At 68.1% G+C, this 16,005-nt stretch carries 16 protein-coding genes; 10 read left to right on the top strand and 6 right to left on the bottom strand.

From position 1 onward, the window contains the following. Positions 1 to 54: 54 nt before the first annotated feature. The 10 genes from gap to ABXG85_RS00725 all read left to right on the top strand — a co-directional run bounded on the left by gap (position 55) and on the right by ABXG85_RS00725 (position 9,346). The gene (gene gap, locus ABXG85_RS00680; protein WP_353511812.1) at positions 55 to 1,050 is read left to right on the top strand and encodes a type I glyceraldehyde-3-phosphate dehydrogenase; all 996 of its coding nucleotides are present in this window, start codon (positions 55 to 57) and stop codon (positions 1,048 to 1,050) included. Next, on the top strand, positions 1,051 to 2,220 hold the full coding sequence (locus ABXG85_RS00685; RefSeq protein ID WP_353511813.1) for a phosphoglycerate kinase: 1,170 nt from the start codon (positions 1,051 to 1,053) through the stop codon (positions 2,218 to 2,220). Between the two features lie 55 nt (positions 2,221 to 2,275). Next, a complete protein-coding gene (gene tpiA / locus ABXG85_RS00690) occupies positions 2,276 to 3,028 on the top strand; it encodes a triose-phosphate isomerase (RefSeq protein WP_353511814.1) in 753 nt (250 codons plus the stop codon). Between the two features lie 10 nt (positions 3,029 to 3,038). Beyond that, complete coding sequence (locus tag ABXG85_RS00695; RefSeq protein WP_353511815.1) at positions 3,039 to 4,163, top strand: pyridoxal phosphate-dependent aminotransferase; 1,125 nt, start codon at positions 3,039 to 3,041, stop codon at positions 4,161 to 4,163. After that, on the top strand, positions 4,153 to 5,193 hold the full coding sequence (gene pdhA, locus ABXG85_RS00700; protein WP_353511816.1) for a pyruvate dehydrogenase (acetyl-transferring) E1 component subunit alpha: 1,041 nt from the start codon (positions 4,153 to 4,155) through the stop codon (positions 5,191 to 5,193). The genes ABXG85_RS00695 and pdhA overlap by 11 nt, the downstream gene beginning before the upstream one ends. Beyond that, a complete protein-coding gene (locus ABXG85_RS00705; protein ID WP_353511817.1) occupies positions 5,193 to 6,173 on the top strand; it encodes an alpha-ketoacid dehydrogenase subunit beta in 981 nt (326 codons plus the stop codon). Before pdhA ends, ABXG85_RS00705 begins: the two co-directional genes overlap by 1 nt. Positions 6,174 to 6,242: 69 nt before the next feature. Beyond that, entirely contained in the window at positions 6,243 to 7,565 is a 1,323-nt protein-coding gene (gene miaB / locus ABXG85_RS00710; protein ID WP_353511818.1) for a tRNA (N6-isopentenyl adenosine(37)-C2)-methylthiotransferase MiaB, read from the top strand. A gap of 9 nt (positions 7,566 to 7,574) precedes the next feature. Then, positions 7,575 to 7,907 carry a hypothetical protein gene (locus ABXG85_RS00715; protein WP_353511819.1) on the top strand — a complete coding sequence of 111 codons (333 nt, stop codon included), beginning with the start codon at positions 7,575 to 7,577 and terminating at the stop codon, positions 7,905 to 7,907. After that, complete coding sequence (locus ABXG85_RS00720) at positions 7,904 to 8,779, top strand: FAD-dependent oxidoreductase (RefSeq protein ID WP_353512059.1); 876 nt, start codon at positions 7,904 to 7,906, stop codon at positions 8,777 to 8,779. Before ABXG85_RS00715 ends, ABXG85_RS00720 begins: the two co-directional genes overlap by 4 nt. 9 nt (positions 8,780 to 8,788) lie before the next feature. After that, on the top strand, positions 8,789 to 9,346 hold the full coding sequence (locus tag ABXG85_RS00725) for a molybdenum cofactor guanylyltransferase (RefSeq protein WP_353511820.1): 558 nt from the start codon (positions 8,789 to 8,791) through the stop codon (positions 9,344 to 9,346). Here ABXG85_RS00725 and ABXG85_RS00730 read toward each other — a convergent pair. The 6 genes from ABXG85_RS00730 to ABXG85_RS00755 form a co-directional block, all read right to left on the bottom strand. Then, positions 9,343 to 12,201: a hypothetical protein gene (locus tag ABXG85_RS00730; RefSeq protein WP_353511821.1), complete on the bottom strand. Its 2,859-nt coding sequence runs from the start codon at positions 12,199 to 12,201 to the stop codon at positions 9,343 to 9,345. The genes ABXG85_RS00725 and ABXG85_RS00730 overlap by 4 nt on opposite strands. 3 nt (positions 12,202 to 12,204) lie before the next feature. Next, a complete protein-coding gene (locus ABXG85_RS00735; protein WP_353511822.1) occupies positions 12,205 to 12,675 on the bottom strand; it encodes a hypothetical protein in 471 nt (156 codons plus the stop codon). Next, positions 12,675 to 13,460 carry a P pilus assembly protein, chaperone PapD gene (locus ABXG85_RS00740; RefSeq protein ID WP_353511823.1) on the bottom strand — a complete coding sequence of 262 codons (786 nt, stop codon included), beginning with the start codon at positions 13,458 to 13,460 and terminating at the stop codon, positions 12,675 to 12,677. The genes ABXG85_RS00735 and ABXG85_RS00740 overlap by 1 nt, the downstream gene beginning before the upstream one ends. A 56-nt stretch (positions 13,461 to 13,516) precedes the next feature. Further along, positions 13,517 to 14,221 (bottom strand): hypothetical protein, encoded by a 705-nt coding sequence (locus ABXG85_RS00745; protein WP_353511824.1) that lies wholly within the window; start codon positions 14,219 to 14,221, stop codon positions 13,517 to 13,519. Between the two features lie 11 nt (positions 14,222 to 14,232). Continuing rightward, entirely contained in the window at positions 14,233 to 14,970 is a 738-nt protein-coding gene (locus tag ABXG85_RS00750) for a hypothetical protein (protein WP_353511825.1), read from the bottom strand. A gap of 68 nt (positions 14,971 to 15,038) precedes the next feature. Then, positions 15,039 to 15,839, bottom strand: a complete 801-nt coding sequence (locus ABXG85_RS00755; protein ID WP_353511826.1) for a hypothetical protein — start codon at positions 15,837 to 15,839, stop codon at positions 15,039 to 15,041. Positions 15,840 to 16,005: the final 166 nt, after the last annotated feature.

A 16,005-nucleotide genomic window follows, 5' to 3' on the forward strand; every position in this document is an offset into this window, starting at 1 on the left:
GCCCTTTGCCTTGGGGTGGCAAGGGTGGAAGGGTTTCCATATAGGAGGTGAACCATGAAGGTAGGCATTAACGGGTTCGGCCGCATCGGGCGTCAGGTCTTCCGCATCCTCTATACCCGGGGCGTGGAGGTGGCCCTGGTCAACGACCTCACGGACAACCGCACCCTGGCGCACCTGTTGAAGTACGACTCCATCTATCGCCGCTTCCCCGGCGAGGTGGCCTACGACGAGGAAAACCTTTACGTGGGTGGCAAGGCCATCCGCGCCACCGCCGTCAAGGACCCCAAGGAGATCCCCTGGAAGGAGGTGGGGGTGGAGGTGGTGGTGGAGTCCACCGGGGTCTTCACCGATGCGGACAAGGCCAAGGCCCACCTCGAGGCCGGGGCCAAGAAGGTGATCATCACTGCCCCCGCCAAGGGGGAGGACCTCACCATCGTCATGGGGGTGAACCACGAGGCCTACGATCCCGCCCGGCATCACATCCTCTCCAACGCCTCCTGCACCACCAACTCCTTGGCCCCGGTGATGAAGGTGCTGGAGGAGGCCTTCGGGGTGGAGAAGGCCCTCATGACCACGGTCCACTCCTACACCAACGACCAGAGGGTCCTGGACCTGCCCCACAAGGACCTCAGGCGGGCCCGGGCCGCCGCCATCAACATCATCCCCACCACCACCGGGGCGGCCAAGGCCACGGCCTTGGTCCTCCCTTCCCTCAAGGGGCGCTTTGACGGCACCGCCCTCCGGGTGCCCACCGCCACGGGGAGCATCTCTGACATCACCGCTCTCCTCAAGCGGGAGGTGACGGCGGAGGAGGTGAACGCTGCCCTCAAGGCGGCGGCGGAAGGTTCCCTTAAGGGGATCCTGGCCTACACCGAGGACGAGATCGTCCTCCAGGACATCGTCATGGACCCCCACTCCTCCATCGTGGACGGCAAGCTCACCAAGGCCCTGGGCAACCTGGTGAAGGTCTTCGCCTGGTACGACAACGAGTGGGGCTACGCCAACCGGGTGGCGGATCTGGTGGAGCTTGTCCTGAAGAAGGGGGTTTAGATGCGCACCCTGCGCGAGCTGGACCCCAGGGGGAAGCGGGTGTTGGTGCGGGTGGACTACAACGTCCCCATCCAAGACGGGGTGGTCCAGGACGAAACCCGCATCCAAGAAAGCCTCCCCACCCTGCGCCACCTCCTGGAAGGGGGGGCTTCCTTGGTCCTCCTCTCCCACCTGGGCCGGCCCAAGGGGCCTGACCCCAAGCATTCCCTGGCCCCCGTGGCCGAGGCCCTGGCCCGTTACCTTCCCGGGGTGCGCTTCCTTCCCCATAGCCCCGGTTCCGAGGAGGCCTTCCAGGCGGTGCGGGCCTTGGGGCCGGGGGAGGTGGCGGTATTGGAAAACGTCCGCTTTGAGCCGGGGGAGGAGAAGAACGACCCCGAGCTTGCCGCCCGCTACGCTAGGCTGGGGGATGCCTTCGTTCTGGACGCCTTTGGGAGCGCCCACCGGGCCCACGCCAGCGTGGTGGGGGTGGCGCGGCTTCTGCCCGCCTACGCCGGCTTTCTCATGGAGAAGGAGGTGCGGGCGCTTTCCCGCCTCCTGCAAGACCCCGAGCGCCCCTACGCCGTGGTCCTGGGCGGGGCCAAGGTATCCGACAAGATCGGGGTGATCGAAAGCCTCCTGCCCCGCATCGACCGCCTGCTCATCGGGGGGGCCATGGCCTTTACCTTCCTCAAGGCTTTGGGGGGCGAGGTGGGGAAGAGCCTGGTGGAGGAGGACCGGCTGGACCTGGCCCGGGACCTCCTGGCCCGGGCGGAAAGCCTGGGCGTGAAGGTCCACCTGCCCTTGGACGTGGTGGCGGCGGAGAGCATAGCCCCTGGGGTGGCGACCCGGGTGTATCCCGCAGACGCCATCCCCGTGCCCTACATGGGCCTAGACATCGGCCCCAAGACCCAAGCCGCCTTCGCCGAGGCGCTAAATGGGGCGAAGACGGTGTTTTGGAACGGGCCCATGGGGGTCTTTGAGGTGCCGCCCTTTGACCAGGGGACCTTGAGCGTGGGCCGGGCCATTGCCGCCCTCGAGGGCGCCTTCACCGTGGTGGGCGGTGGGGACTCCGTGGCGGCGGTAAACCGCCTGGGGCTCAAGGAGCGCTTCAGCCACGTGTCCACCGGGGGTGGGGCGAGCCTGGAGTTCTTGGAGAAGGGCACCCTCCCCGGCATCGAGGTCCTGGAATAACCCCCTCTCCGCCCCGCCCCCCATGTGGGGGGCGGGAGTTTGTTAGGATGGCCCCATGCGCCGCGTTTTGGTGGCAGGCAACTGGAAGATGCATAAAGTTCCCTCGGAGGCCCGGGTCTGGTTCGCCGAGCTAAAGAGGCTCCTGCCTCCCTTGCAGGCGGAGGTGGCCCTTCTGCCCGCCTACCCCATGCTTCCCGCCGCCAAGGAGGTGTTTGGAGGGACAGAGGTGGCCTACGGGGCCCAGGACGTCTCCGCCCACCGGGAAGGGGCCTACACGGGGGAGGTTTCGGCCCGGATGCTGGCTGACCTGGGCTGCCGCTACGCCATCGTGGGCCACTCGGAAAGGCGGCGTTACCACGGGGAAACCGACGCCCTGGTGGCGGAGAAGGCGAAGCGGCTTTTGGAGGAGGGCCTCACCCCCATCCTCTGCGTGGGGGAGCCCTTGGAGGTGCGGGAACGGGGCGAGGCGGTGCCCTACACCCTGGCCCAACTCCGGGCGAGCCTGGAAGGGGTGGAGCCCCCTTCCCCTGACCGCCTCGTCATCGCCTACGAGCCGGTGTGGGCCATCGGCACCGGCAGGAACGCCACCCCCGAGGACGCCGAGGCCATGCACCGGGCCATCCGCCAGGCCTTGGCGGAGCGGTTCGGGGAGGGCTTTGCCGGGCGGGTGCGCATCCTTTATGGGGGAAGCGTGAACCCCAAGAACTTCGCCGACCTCCTCTCCATGCCCAACGTGGACGGGGGGCTGGTGGGCGGGGCGAGCCTGGACTTGGAAAGCTTCCTCGCCCTCCTGCGCATGGCGGGCTAAACTCATAGTTATGCAACTCCACCCCCGGACCCAGGCGGCCAAGGAGAGCATCTTCCCCAAGATGAGCGCCCTGGCGCGGGAGCTGGGCGCCGTGAACCTGGGGCAGGGCTTCCCCTCCAACCCCCCGCCTCCTTTTTTGCTGGAGGCGGTGCGCAAGGCCTTGGGCACCCACGACCAGTATGCGCCCCCGGCGGGGCTTCCCGCCCTCAGGGAGGCCCTGGCGGAGGAGTTTGGCGTGGCCCCGGAGGGCGTGGTGGTGACCTCCGGGGCCACGGAAGCGCTTTATGTCCTCCTGCAGAGCCTTGTGGGGCCAGGGGAGGAGGTGGTGGTCCTGGAGCCCTTCTTTGACGTTTACCTCCCCGACGCCTTCTTGGCGGGGGCAACGGCGCGGCTTGTGCGCTTGGACCTGACCCCGGAGGGCTTCCGCCTGGACCTCGCTGCTTTGGAGAGGGCCATCACCTCGAGGACCCGGGCCATCCTCCTCAACACCCCCATGAACCCCACGGGCCTGGTCTTCGGGGAGGAGGCGCTTAGGGCCATCGCCGCCCTGGCCCGGAAGCACCAGCTCTTTTTGGTGTCGGACGAGGTTTACGATGAGCTCTACTTTGGGGAAAGGCCAAAGCGCCTGCGGGAATTCGCCCCCGAGCGCACCTTCACCGTGGGGAGTGCGGGGAAGCGCCTCGAGGCCACGGGCTACCGGGTGGGCTGGGTCGTGGGCCCCCCCGAGTACGCCCCCACCCTGGCGGGTATGCGCCAGTGGACAAGCTTTTCCGCCCCTACCCCCCTGCAGGCGGGGGTGGCGGAGGCCTTGCGGGTGGCGCGGCGGGAAGGCTATTACGAGGCCTTGCGGGAAAGCTACCGCAGGCGGCGGGACCTCCTCTGGGAGGGCCTAAGGGCCTTGGGGCTTAGGGTTTACCTCCCTGAGGGCACCTACTTCCTCATGGCCGAGCTATTTGGGTGGGAGGCCTTCGCCCTCCTGGAGGCGGCCCGGGTGGCCCTCATCCCCGCCTCCGCCTTCTACCGGGAGGACCCGCCCCCGTACCTCTTCCGCTTCGCCTTCTGCAAAAGCGAGGAGGAGCTAATCCTCGCCCTAGAGCGGCTTGGGCGTGTGGTAAACTCCCCCCGTGAAGCTTAAGGTGGTGCGGTACCTAGATCGGGGGGAGTTCCCCTTGGGGGCGGAGGAGGCCCTCGCCCTTTACCGGGCCATGCGGCGGGCCCGGTTTTTTGACGAAAAGGCCTTGACCCTGCAACGGCAGGGGCGGCTTGGCGTCTATGCCCCCTTCATGGGCCAGGAGGCGGCCCAGGTGGGGGTGGCCTTGGCCCTGGGGGAGGGGGACTGGGTGGTGCCCAGCTACCGGGAAAGCGCCCTGCTCCTCGCCCGGGGGCTTCCCATCCACACCCTCATCCTTTACTGGCGGGCCCACCCCGCAGGGTGGCGCTTCCCTGAGGGGGTGCGGGCGGTGAACCCCTACATCCCCATTGCCACCCAGATTCCCCAGGCGGTGGGGCTGGCCTTGGCGGGGCGTTACCGGGGGGAGGAATGGGTGGTGGCCACCAGCATCGGGGACGGGGGTACCAGCGAGGGGGATTTCCACGAGGGGCTTAACTTCGCCGCGGTCTTCCGGGCCCCCGTGGTCTTCCTGGTTCAGAACAACGGCTACGCCATCAGCGTCCCCAAAAGCCGGCAGATGCGGGTGGACTATATCGCCCAAAGGGCCGAAGGCTACGGGATGCCCGGGGTGGTGGTGGACGGGAACGACGCCTTCGCCGTGTACCTGGAGGCCAAGAAGGCGGTGGAACGGGCGCGGAAGGGGGAGGGCCCAACCCTCCTCGAGGCCCTCACCTACCGCCTCGCCCCCCACACCACCTCCGACGACCCCTCCCGCTACCGGAGCAAGGAGGAGGAGGAGGCCTGGCGGCAAAAAGACCCCGTGCTCCGCCTGAGGAAGGCCCTGGAGGACAAGGGGCTTTGGGACGAGGAGAGGGAAAAGGCGCTTCTTGAGGAGCTGGAGGAGGAGTTCGGGCGGGAGCTTTCCCTGGCGGACAGCGCTCCCGAGCCCCGGCCCGAGGAGATCGTGGAGCACGTCTATGCCGAGATGGGGCCGGACCAAAAGCGGGTGTGGGAGGCCTTGAGGCGGGGCCTCCACCTGGAGGAGGTGGGCTGATGCGCGTCCTGAACCTTGTCCAGGCCATCCACGAGGCCTTGGACCTGGCCCTGGCCAGGGACGAGCGGGTCCTGGTCTTTGGGGAGGACGTGGGGCGGCTCGGGGGGGTCTTCCGGGTGACGGAGGGCCTTCAGACCAAGTATGGGGAGGACAGGGTCTTCGACACCCCCTTGGCGGAAAGCGGCATCCTGGGCTTGGCCATCGGCCTCGCCATGGGGGGGATGCGTCCCGTGGCGGAGATCCAGTTCGCCGGTTTTCTCTACCCCGCCTTAGACCAGATCCTCTCCCACCTGGGCCGTTGGCGGCACCGCAGCCGGGGCCGGGTGGGGCTTCCCGTGGTGGTGCGGGCCCCGTACGGCGGGGGCGTGCACACCCCCGAGCAGCACGCCGACTCCCCCGAGGCCATCCTCGGCCACACCCCCGGGGTGAAGGTGGTTATCCCCTCCAGCCCCGAACGGGCCAAGGGCCTCCTCCTCGCCGCCCTTGAGGACCCGGACCCCGTGTTTTTCCTCGAGGCCATCAAGCTCTACCGGGGGGTGCGGGCGGAGGTCCCCGAGGGGTACTACACCCTCCCCCTAGGGAAGGCCCGCATCCTGCGGGAGGGGAAAGCCGCCACCCTCATCGGCTACGGGGGCATGGTGGAGGTGATGCTGGAGGCGGCGGAGGTGGCGGCTAGGGAAGGGGTAGAGGTGATGGTGGTGGACTTGGAAACCCTAGTGCCCCTGGACGAGGACACCCTCCTCGCCGCCGTCCGGGAAACGGGCCGGGCTGTGGTGGTCTACGAGGCCATGCGCACCGGGGGCTTCGGGGCGGAGATCGCCGCCCGCATCGCCGAGGGGGCCATAGACTACCTCCAGGCTCCCGTGGTGCGGGTGGCGGGCTACGACGCCCCCTACCCGCCCTTTAGCGCCGTAGAGCATTTCTACCGCCCCAACGCTAAAAGGGTCCTCGCCGCCTTACGCCGGGTGCTTCGCTACTAAGGGCGGCCTGAGGGCTGCTACACTGGGGAGCGCAGGGTCCGGGATCCCCCCGGTAGCCCTAGGAGGCGTATGCGCGCGCACATCATTACCTACGGATGCCAGATGAACGAGTATGACTCCCACCTGGTGGCCAGCGAACTGGTGAGCCTGGGGTGGGAGCTGGTAGACACGGTGGAGGAGGCGGACTTCGTCTTGGTGAACACCTGCGCTGTGCGGGGCAAGCCCGTGGAAAAGGTGCGCTCCCTTTTGGGCCAGCTCCGCAAGGAGAAGGAAAAGCGGGGCCTCCTCATTGGCATGATGGGCTGCCTGGCCCAGCTGGACGAGGGCCAGCAGATGGCCAAGAAGTTCGGGGTGGACATCCTCTTGGGCCCTGGGGCCCTCACCTCCTTGCCCGAGGCCCTGAAGCAAAACGAGCGCTTCTACGACCTCACCTTCCGGGACGATCTTTTAGACTACATCCCTCCGCCCCCTAAGGGGGCTCTTTCCGCCCACGTGAGCATCATCCGCGGGTGCAACCACCACTGCACCTACTGCATCGTGCCCACCACCCGGGGCCCCGAGGTTTCCCGCCATCCCGACCTCATCCTCAAGGAGATTGAGCTTTTGAAGCAGGCGGGGGTGGTGGAGATCACCCTTCTGGGCCAGAACGTGAACTCCTACGGTAAGGACCAGCCGGGCTACCCCAGCTTCGCCGAACTACTGCGGATGGTGGGGCGGATGGGCATTCCCCGGGTGCGTTTCCTCACCAGCCACCCGGTGAACTTCACCGACGACATCCTCGAGGCCATCGCCGACACCCCCGCCATTTGCCGCTACATCCACCTTCCCGTGCAGTCGGGCTCCGACCGGGTGCTCCGGCGCATGGCCCGGGAGTACCGCCGGGCCCACTACCTGGAGAGAATCCGGCGCATCCGGGAGGTATTGCCTGACGCCGTGCTTTCCACCGACATCATCGTGGGCTTCCCCGGAGAAACCGAGGAGGATTTCCAGGAAACCCTTTCCCTCTACGACGAGGTGGGCTACGACCAGGCCTACATGTTCATCTACTCCCCCCGCCCCGGTACCCCTGCCTACAAGCACTTCCAGGACCTGCCCCGGGAGGTGAAAGTGGAGCGGCTACAGCGGCTTATTGAGAAGCAAAAGGAGTGGAGCTACCGCCGCAACCTGGAATGGGTGGGGAAGACCGTGGAGGTCCTGGTGCGGGGCGAGGCCAAGGAGGAGGGCTTCGTCCAGGGGCATGACCGGGGGAACCACCCGGTCCTGATCCCCGCGGCCCAGGCCCCCACCCCCGGGCTGTACCAGGTGGAGATCAAGCAGGCCACGCCCCACCTTCTCTTCGGGGAGGTGGTGGGGGCGAGGGAGCCCGCGCCCATCCCCTTGCCCGTGGCCTAGGGAGGCAATGTGGGCCCGGTCCTGCCCCTCAGCGCCGCCTTGGCCCTCTTTCTTCTCTTTTGGGCGGGGTTCCGCTTTGCCGCCTGGGGGTTTCTTCTCGCCCTGGGCCTTGGGGTTTTGGCCTACCTGGGGGTGGCCCGCTGGCAGGCTCAGATGCTGCGACGCGGGCCTACCCAAGCGGCCCTGGAGCGGCTTGCCATGAAGGAGGCCTGGCGGCGGGGTGGTCTGCTGCGCCCCCATGACCTCTCCGCCTACATGGACGAAGGGGAGGCGAGGGCGCTTTTGGAGGGCCTGGCTGCCCGGGGGCTTTGCCGCAAGGAGGGGGAAGGGTACCGCTTCTGATGCGGGAAGCCGGGGTGGTGGTCCTGGGGGCTGGGGTGGCGGGGCTCACCCTGGCCCGCCTCCTTTGGGAGCAGGGGCGGTCCGTTTTGGTGGTGGCGGAAGGCTTGGGGGAGGCGAGCCGCCCGCCCGTGGCCCTGGTGAACCCCTTGCGGGGGCGGCGCTTCACCCTGGCCGAGGAAGGGGAAAAGGCCCTCGAGGCGGCCCTTGCCTTTTATGGCCGCTATGTGCCCCTACACCTCGGCGTCTACCGCCCCGTGCCCGAGGGGGAGCGGGACAAGGTGGCCAAGCGGCTTGGAGGGCTGCGGCACCGCTGGGAAGGGGAAAGCGTGGTGCTGGAGGAGGCCTTTTGGCTGGAGCCCAGGCCCCTCTTGGCACAGCTTGCGGAAGGCCTTTCCCTCCTTCGCCGCAAGGTGGTGGCCTGGGACCCGCCTTACCTGTTGCTGGAAGGGGGCGAGCGGGTGCGGGGGGAGGTTTTGGTCTACGCCGGGGGCGGGCGGGGGGCGCACCTCCTGGGCCTTTTGGGCCGGCACGTTCCCGGCCTTGTCCTTACCCTCTTGGACTACTTCCCCCGGGCCATAAGCTACCGCGTTTACCTGGCGGGAAGCGCCCTGGGGGGAAGCTACCTGCCCCAGGAGGAGGGCCCGGACCCCCCGCCCCCCACGGAAGGGGAGGTGGAGTGGCTGCTTTCGGGGGCGGAGGCTTTGGTGGGCTACCGGCCCCAGGTGGCCTCCGCCTGGCGGGGGGTGCGTTTCCGCCTGGGGGGCTTCCCTTACCTTTTTCCCGTGGAAGGGGGGTACGCCTTTACTGGCCTTGGTTCCACGGGCTTCCTGTACGCACCCCTTTTGGCGGCGCGGCTTGCGGAAATGCTCTAGACTGGGATGGTGTACAGCGGCGCGGTCCTGGCAGGGGGGAGGTCCCGGCGTTTTGGGGAGGATAAGGCGCTATACCCTTACCGGGGAAAGCCCCTTTTGGCCTGGGTTCTGGAAAGCCTGGAAGGGGCGGCGGAGCGCTTCATCGTGGCGAACCGCCCCTACGAGGGCTTTGGCGTTCCTGTTCACCCCGACCTGCTGCCGGGGGCGGATAGCCTCTCCGGCCTGCACACCGCCTTGGCCCTTGCCCGCCACCCCTGGGTGGCGGTGGCCGCTTGCGACCTGCCCTTCCTCTCCCGGGCCTACTGGGAGTTTCTGTTTGAAAAGGCCCAGGCCTCTCCCCACCCGGTGGTGGTGGCGGTGAACCCGGAGGGCCATCTGGAACCCCTCATGGCCTTTTACCACAAGGACTGCCTGCCCCAGGTGGAGCGGCAGATCCGGGAGGGGGATTTCCTCCTGCGTCGGGTGATGGAGGCCTTGGGGGCCACCCAGGTGGCGGCGGAGGAGGTGGTGGGGCGGTTTGGTCCGAAGGTGTTCCTCAACGCCAACCGCAAGGAGGAGCTCCCCTAGTCCCGCACCCGGATGCGGGTGGAGTGGACGGGCTGGCCGTCCAGGTAGAGGTCCAGGGGGTAGACCCCTGGGGTTTTGGGGGCAAGGAGGTTGCCCCGGTAGGTGAGGTCGTCCACTTTTTCCAGGGGGATAATCAAGGGGCCCAAGCGCACCTCCACCCGGCTAGCCCGGCGGAGCAGGCGGGCCTCGAGGCGGACCTCTTCCCCCGGGTCCAGGAGGGCGGGGCTAGCCTGGAGGGTGGCCAGGGGTCCCGGGCGCAGGGTGAGGAAGGCCGTGGCCTCGGCCCGCTCCCCTTCCCCTTCCGCCACCACCCGCACCTCCAAGGTCCCCGTGCCCTCCACGGGGATGTAGGCCCCATAGAGGCCTTCTTCTAGGGCCTCTAGGGGGAAGCTCCGTCCCATGAGTTCGGCAACCACCCGTCTGGGCCGCCCCTGCACCTGGGCCTTGAGGGGGAGTTCCGCCCCCGGGGGCAAGGGGTTGGGCAAGGGGAGGAGGATCACGCTTAAGGACTCCTCCGTGAGGGTGCGCACCACCTCCCGCACTACCGGGCGGGCGGCCAGGAGGACCTGGGGCAGGGGACCGGGCTGGAGTTCCAGGGTGAGGGGTTCCCCAGGTTCCCGGAGTTTATCCAGGCTAGTTGGATCCAGGCTTACGGTGTAGGGGCCGGGGAGTAGCCCGCCCACCACGAAGACCCCCCTGCCGTCGGCCACCGCCTGCCGGGCTTCGGCGCCCCGCACCAGGATGCGGGCGTAGGGGAGGGGCGGCTCGCCCTCGTCCCGGGTCCCGTTGCGGTTCTCGTCCAGGTAAACCTGCCCCAGGAGCCCCACCACGGTCTCCACGGGAAGGTCCACGGGAAGGGTTAGGCCCCGTTCCACCCGCACCTCCACCGGGCGGCGCAGGGCCAGGTTGGCCTCGAGGCCCCCCACCTCCAGGCGGTAGCTGCCGGGATAGAGTTCCAGGCGGTAGCGGCCGTCCCCGTCCGCCACCGCCTCTAAAGCCCCCACCCGCACTCTGGCCCCCGGCAAAGGGGGCTCGTCCGGTCCTTTTAGGCCGTCCCGGTTGCGGTCGTGGAAGACCATCCCGGCCACGAAGCCCGTGGCCCGGCCTCCGAAGAGGGCCACCACCGCTTCCGGGGTGTCGAAGCCCCCCTTGAGCTCCACCGCGCCCAGGACTTGGAGGGTGAGGGTTCCCCCTTGGTAGCTCCCCGTGAGCCCAAACCCGAGGATGCCCTCCCGGTACGCAAGCCCGAAGCGGGCGTCCGCGGTTCGCGTGTCGACGTCGTAGCCTAGGGCTAGGCCCAGCTCCCAAGGGGGGAAGCTGCCCTGGCCCTGGAGGAGGAGGCGCCGGGTGTCAGGGGTTTGGCTGTAGCCTCCCTGCAGGGCGAAGGCCTGTTCCCGGTAGGCGGCATAGAGGCCGAAGGCGTTGCCCTGCGGGGTTCTGCTAGCGCTACCGCCCACCTCCAGCCCACCCTCGCGGAAGCGGGCGGAAGCCCCCAGGACCAAACCCCCTTGGCTTCCCAGGGTGCCTGCCAGGGAAAAGGGCTGGCCCGGGGGGCGGAAGGCCAGGGTGTAGAACACGCCCGCACTATCCCCGGCCCGGAGGGAGAGGCTTTGGGTGGTGGCCTCGTCCAAACGGTGGCCCAGCTGGGCCGAGGCCTGGAGGCGCCCCCCCGCGTACGCCAGGTCCCCCTTGACCCCCCAAGGCTCCTGCCGCCGGGTGCCCCCGCCCAGGTGAAAGCGCCAACCTTCCAGGTACTCAAGCCGCCCCGAGAGGCTAAGCTCGGGGCTTTCTAGCCGGCCCTCCAGGCCTCCGCCCCCCACCACCCCTGCCGGGTCCGTTCGGCGGAAGAGGAGGCCGTAAGGGGTTAGGGCAAGGCCCCCTTCTTGGAAGGTGTACCCCACGCTAAACCGCTGGCCCAAGGCGGAGAGGTGGGCCGCCGCCTTCCAAGGGCCCTCCTGGTAGAGCCCGCCCAGGCCCAGGCCACCGGCGGTCCAGGCGGCGTAGGCTTGGAGGGGTCCGAGCTCCCCCTCGAGGCGGTACACCCCTTCGTAGGCGCGAAAGCCGAGGAAAAACCCTTCCCCGAAGATCCCCGCTTCTCCCACCATGCGATCCTTGCCCCACTCCAGGCGGGAGCCGAGCCGCACGTAGTCGGAAAGCGCTCCAGACAGATTGAGGCCGAGGGCATAGGCGAAGCCGCTTTGCCCATAGCGCCCCGTGAGGCCGAAGCGGTAGAGGAGGGCCTGCCGGGAAAGCCTTTCCGCTCCGGCGAAGGGTTGGATGAGGGTTTCCAGCACCCCGTAGGCCCGCACGGTGGGGTCTAGGCTCGAATAGGCGAAGAGGGTGGCCGTGTCCCGGTTTCGCCCCGTGAGGCGGAGTTCTAGGCTCACCTCCTTGGCCTCCCCCGGCTCCAGCTCCACCACCTCCGGGTTGAGGCGGGCGGGGAGGAGGCTTCGCACCTCCAGGCGGATTTGGTCCTTGGCGTTGCCGATGTTGCGCACCAGGAGGGTGTAGGTAAGGGTTTCCCCTTCCACCCCTTCCCCGCCGGGAGGGAGGCGGAGCTCTACCCCGGCCCGGGGGAGGATGCTGAGCCGCACCCTTCGCTCCTCCCGGGCGTCCCGCAGGCGGAGAAGGTGGGTGCCCGCCCGCGCCTCAGGCCCCACGAGGAGGTTGAAGACTCCTTCCCCTTCCACCTCTTCCGTGAGGGGGATGACGCCGGGGGGGACTTCCAGGAGGGCGATCTGCCCCTCTCCCCGCACCGGGAGGCTCACGAACTCCCCCGAGCGCGCCTCCAGGGCCTCAGGGGCCTCCAGGGCTACCCCTAGGCCCAAGAGGAGGAGAAGGGCTACAATCCGCATGGCCTAGAGGCGGGACAGGGTGAAGAGGAGGCTTCCCCGATAGGTCCCTGGGACCTCCTGCCCCGTGAGCACCAAGCGGAACTCCAGGGCATAGGTCTGGTAGCCTGCGGTGGGCCCGGTCCCCGTGAGGAGGATCACCTTGGGGCCTAAGGGGATCCAGGGGCCCCCGTTCAGGCGGTACTCCACCTGGGCCGCTGGGATCTCCGCCCCCGTTTCTGAGAGGAGGGGTGTGGCCTCTACCTCGAGGGCAAACCCGCCCTCGAGGTTGGTGAAAAGCCGCAGGCTGAGCGCCCCGCTGGGCCGGGTGGGGGGGTAGGCGTAGGGGAACTGGGGCGGAGGGTAGGGGGCTTGGGTCAGGTCGAACACCACCTCCTCGGCGCTCAGGGAGAGGGAGCTCCCCTCGGGCAGGTTGACCCCAATGGGCACCTGGGCCCAGGCGAAGCCGAGGACAAGGGCCAAGGCCAGTAGACGCATCACCTCACCTCAATCCTTCCTTCCCCTGCGATGAGGCTGGGGCTACCGTAGTCCAGCACCGCTAGCACCAGGTAGCGCCCGGGGGCCAAGGGCTCCTTGAGGGGGGCGGGAATCTCGTGGGTGGCCCCGGGGAGGCTGGCCGTCTCGGGGACCTCCGCCTGGGCTAGGGGGCGGCCCTGGAGGTCCCGCACCTCCACCCGGCCTTTTAGGCGCAACAGGCCCGTGCCCGTGTTCTGGAAGGAAAGCCTTACCTGGGCGGGGCCCTCCCGGCTTGGGGGCAGGTAGCGGAAGCCTTGGATCCGCCCCGAGCGGGTCACCTGCCCCACCTCCACGTAGACCACGTGGCCCACCCGGGTCTTCACCCGGATGCCTAGCCCCCCCTGGCCTTCCCGGGCCCCCGCCGGGGCCGACTCGAAGAAGATGATCCCCCAGTAGGTGCCAGGCCCCACGCCGCCCGGCACCTGCACCGTGTAGCGCACCTCCTGGGTGGCCTGGGGCTGGAGGAAAAAGGTGAGGGGGTTTACGGAGAGCCAGCGGGCCAAGGAGCGGGGGTGGCTTCCCGGGTCCAGGTAGAGGGGGCGCCCATCCGCCTGGAGGAGAACGTCCTGCAAGACCACTTCCACCTGCAGGGTGCCGCTTCGCCCCGGGTGGTCCACCAGAACGCTTCCCGTGAGGCTGGCCCCCGGGGTTGCCGGGTAGAGGGCCCGGGGGGGGCTCACCCCCACCCCAGTCTGGGCCTGGGCCGCCAGGGTTAGGAGGGCTAGAAGGGGAAGGAGTTTCCGCATGGTTCCATTCTAGGCAAAAAAGGGGCTGCCCCCCAGTGGGGGCAGCCCCAAGGGCCTTAGAGCGCCGCCAGCTGGAAGAGGAAGTTGAACTCGTAGGTGCCCGCCTGTTCCGTCCCGTCAAACCAGAAGGCCTCTATGATGCGGTCGTCCAGCCACCCGGGAAGGCGTGCGTTGAGCACCTTCAGGAGTTCCAAGGGGTCGCCGTCGTCGGTAGAGCCGGGCTGGATCTGCACGAAACTGGAGTGCCCGATGTCTTGGGCTTGGTCCACCACCCCGAGCTGGCCGTAGGTGGGGCCACCCAGGGTGCGGGTTACCTTGAGGTCCAGCTCGCACCCGTCGCCGTTGTTGCAGAACTTCTGCAGGACCTTCTGGTTGAGGCAGATGAGGGTGCCCTTCTCCCCGGGGTCAATCTGGCCGTTGCCGTTCAGGTCCTTGATGGCGGGGTAAGTGTCGATGGGGGTAAAGTCGCCATCCAAGGCGTCCTGGATGGCCTGCTCCAGCGAACCCTGGTACCCCTTGGGCACCAGGTAGCACCCCTCTCCGTTTTGCCCGGGGATGGGGTTGTTCAGGTCCACCACCCACTCGTCCTCCGTGAGGTGGAGGGCCACCCGCTGGGGGATGGTGAGGTTGATCCGCTCCGTGACCGTGGCCTGCTGGTCGCCCGCGTTGACGGCCTCGCCTGCGAGGGCGGTGTTGCAACCCTCTTGAACCCCCACGATCAGGGCCAGGGTAGCGAGGATGCTCAGCTTCCTAAACCGCATGGCTCACCTCCTTAGAGCCCCGCCAGGGTGAAGGTCACGTCGAGGGTGTACGTGCCGTCCAGCTCCGTCCCGTCAAACCAGAAGGCTTCCACGATGAGGTCGTCCAGCCAGCCGTTGGTGGTGCCTGGGCCCTGGGCCACCGCCACGGGGCCAACGGGCAGCTGGTTGGTGTAGAAGCCTCCCATGGGCGTCGTGTTCGTGTAGTCGGCCAGGCCGAAGTAGCCGAAGCCGCTAGCGGGCTGGCCGGTGACGGAGACGGAAAGCTGCCACCCGTCGGGGTCATTGGAGAACTTCTGGAGCACCTTGTGGTTCACGCAGATGAGGGTGCCCTTCTCGTCGTTCTCCAACATGCCGTCGTTGTCGTAGTCCTTAGCGGCGGGGTAGGTGCCGATGGGGCGGAAGACGCCGCCACTATTGAAGTATTGGATCAGGCCTTGGATGGTCTTCACCGTCTTGGGCACCAGGTAGCACCCCTCCGCGGGGGGTTGGGGGTTATTGGGATCATATGCGTAGTTCCCCGGGGCCTCAGGGGGGTTGTTAAGGTCCAGGTTCCACTCGTCCTCCGTGAGGTGGAGGGCGTAGCGGGGCGGGATGATGACCCGCACCTTCTCCTTCACCGCCGCCTGGTCGTGGTTATCGTCGTAAAGCTCCTCCACGTCGCTGTCCAGATCGCCCTCGCTGGGGAAGTTCACCTGGGCGTAGCCCACGGCGAGGGCCAGGGCCAAGAGACCAACGAGCCACTTCCGCATGGTTTACCTCCTATCCGCTGGGTTGCCTAAACGCCTTGATCATGCCTACCGTGCCGAAAGCCTTGAGCCTAAAGCAGGGTGAGGGTGTAGACGAGCCAACCTTCATACTCCCCCGGTGCTTCAGAGCCGTCCAGGCGAAGCTTGATGCCCAGGGTCACGGACTGCCAGCCCCCCGGGTGGTCCGTCACCTCCTCCAGGAGCACTCCGCCCTGGGGCCCCTGGGGGGCGGGGCAGAGGTGGGAGGGGGGGCGGTCCCAGTCGGGGTGGTAGGCCATACATTTCCAAGGGGGCGTGGGGGGTAAGCCCCCCCGGCCCGTGAGGATGGAGTGCACGGCGAAGTGGCTGGCGTCCAGAACGTGGCCCTCGGGGCTTGCGGGCTCCACCTCAAAGGCCACCTCCAAGGCCCAGTGCCGCCGCTGGGTGAAGACGTGAAGCCGCATGGAAGGGTGGGTGAAGAACTGGGGGAAGCGCTTGGAGCCCGGGATCACCCGGCCCTCCCCGTCCAGGAGGTAGGGGGGGTAGGGCCGGCCCTCCTCGTCCAGGAAGCGGCCGTTCCCTCCGTATAGGGTGGCGCAGTGGGGCGGTACCGGCCCCAAGGTGGCGCAACGGAGATCGAAGACCACCACCGGGTCCCGGAGGCAGAGGGTGGGGTCGCTGGGGTTTCTGGGGCAGTAAGGGGGTTGCCGCGGACTTCCGCCGTCGCGGCTGGCCCAAAGCGGTTCGGCCTTCCAACCCCCTACCGCCGGGGGCTCTAGCACCAGGGCTGCCCGTTCGGGAAGGATCACCTGTATCCGCACCGAGGCTTGGGGGCCCGCCGCCCCAAGGAGGAGGGGTAGCAGAACCAACGGGCCCAGAGTACCAAGCCTCATCCTTCTCACCTCCCTTCCGGGGGCAGGCTACGCTAGGGGATGTGAAGGGAGCGTGAAGGAGAGATGTGCGGATTTCACAGGAAGTTGACACGCGGACGTTAATCTATACCTAGGAGGCCAGCAGGGGATTTCACGGGTAGTTAACGCTTCGCTTCACGGCACGAAG

Source organism: Thermus sp. LT1-2-5, assembly GCF_040363165.1.
Lineage (GTDB): Bacteria > Deinococcota > Deinococci > Deinococcales > Thermaceae > Thermus.

Excerpts from the sequence above, each read along its gene's own strand:
- gap (WP_353511812.1), top strand. The coding sequence starts at position 55 with ATGAAGGTAGGCATTAACGGGTTCGGCCGCATCGGGCGTCAGGTCTTC.
- miaB (WP_353511818.1), top strand. The coding sequence starts at position 6,243 with ATGCGCGCGCACATCATTACCTACGGATGCCAGATGAACGAGTATGAC.
- ABXG85_RS00735 (WP_353511822.1), bottom strand. The coding sequence starts at position 12,675 with ATGCGTCTACTGGCCTTGGCCCTTGTCCTCGGCTTCGCCTGGGCCCAG.
- ABXG85_RS00730 (WP_353511821.1), bottom strand. The coding sequence starts at position 12,201 with ATGCGGATTGTAGCCCTTCTCCTCCTCTTGGGCCTAGGGGTAGCCCTG.
- ABXG85_RS00685 (WP_353511813.1), top strand. The coding sequence starts at position 1,051 with ATGCGCACCCTGCGCGAGCTGGACCCCAGGGGGAAGCGGGTGTTGGTG.
- tpiA (WP_353511814.1), top strand. The coding sequence starts at position 2,276 with ATGCGCCGCGTTTTGGTGGCAGGCAACTGGAAGATGCATAAAGTTCCC.
- ABXG85_RS00705 (WP_353511817.1), top strand. The coding sequence starts at position 5,193 with ATGCGCGTCCTGAACCTTGTCCAGGCCATCCACGAGGCCTTGGACCTG.
- ABXG85_RS00745 (WP_353511824.1), bottom strand. The coding sequence starts at position 14,221 with ATGCGGTTTAGGAAGCTGAGCATCCTCGCTACCCTGGCCCTGATCGTG.
- ABXG85_RS00755 (WP_353511826.1), bottom strand. The coding sequence starts at position 15,839 with ATGAGGCTTGGTACTCTGGGCCCGTTGGTTCTGCTACCCCTCCTCCTT.
- ABXG85_RS00750 (WP_353511825.1), bottom strand. The coding sequence starts at position 14,970 with ATGCGGAAGTGGCTCGTTGGTCTCTTGGCCCTGGCCCTCGCCGTGGGC.
- ABXG85_RS00695 (WP_353511815.1), top strand. The coding sequence starts at position 3,039 with ATGCAACTCCACCCCCGGACCCAGGCGGCCAAGGAGAGCATCTTCCCC.
- ABXG85_RS00740 (WP_353511823.1), bottom strand. The coding sequence starts at position 13,460 with ATGCGGAAACTCCTTCCCCTTCTAGCCCTCCTAACCCTGGCGGCCCAG.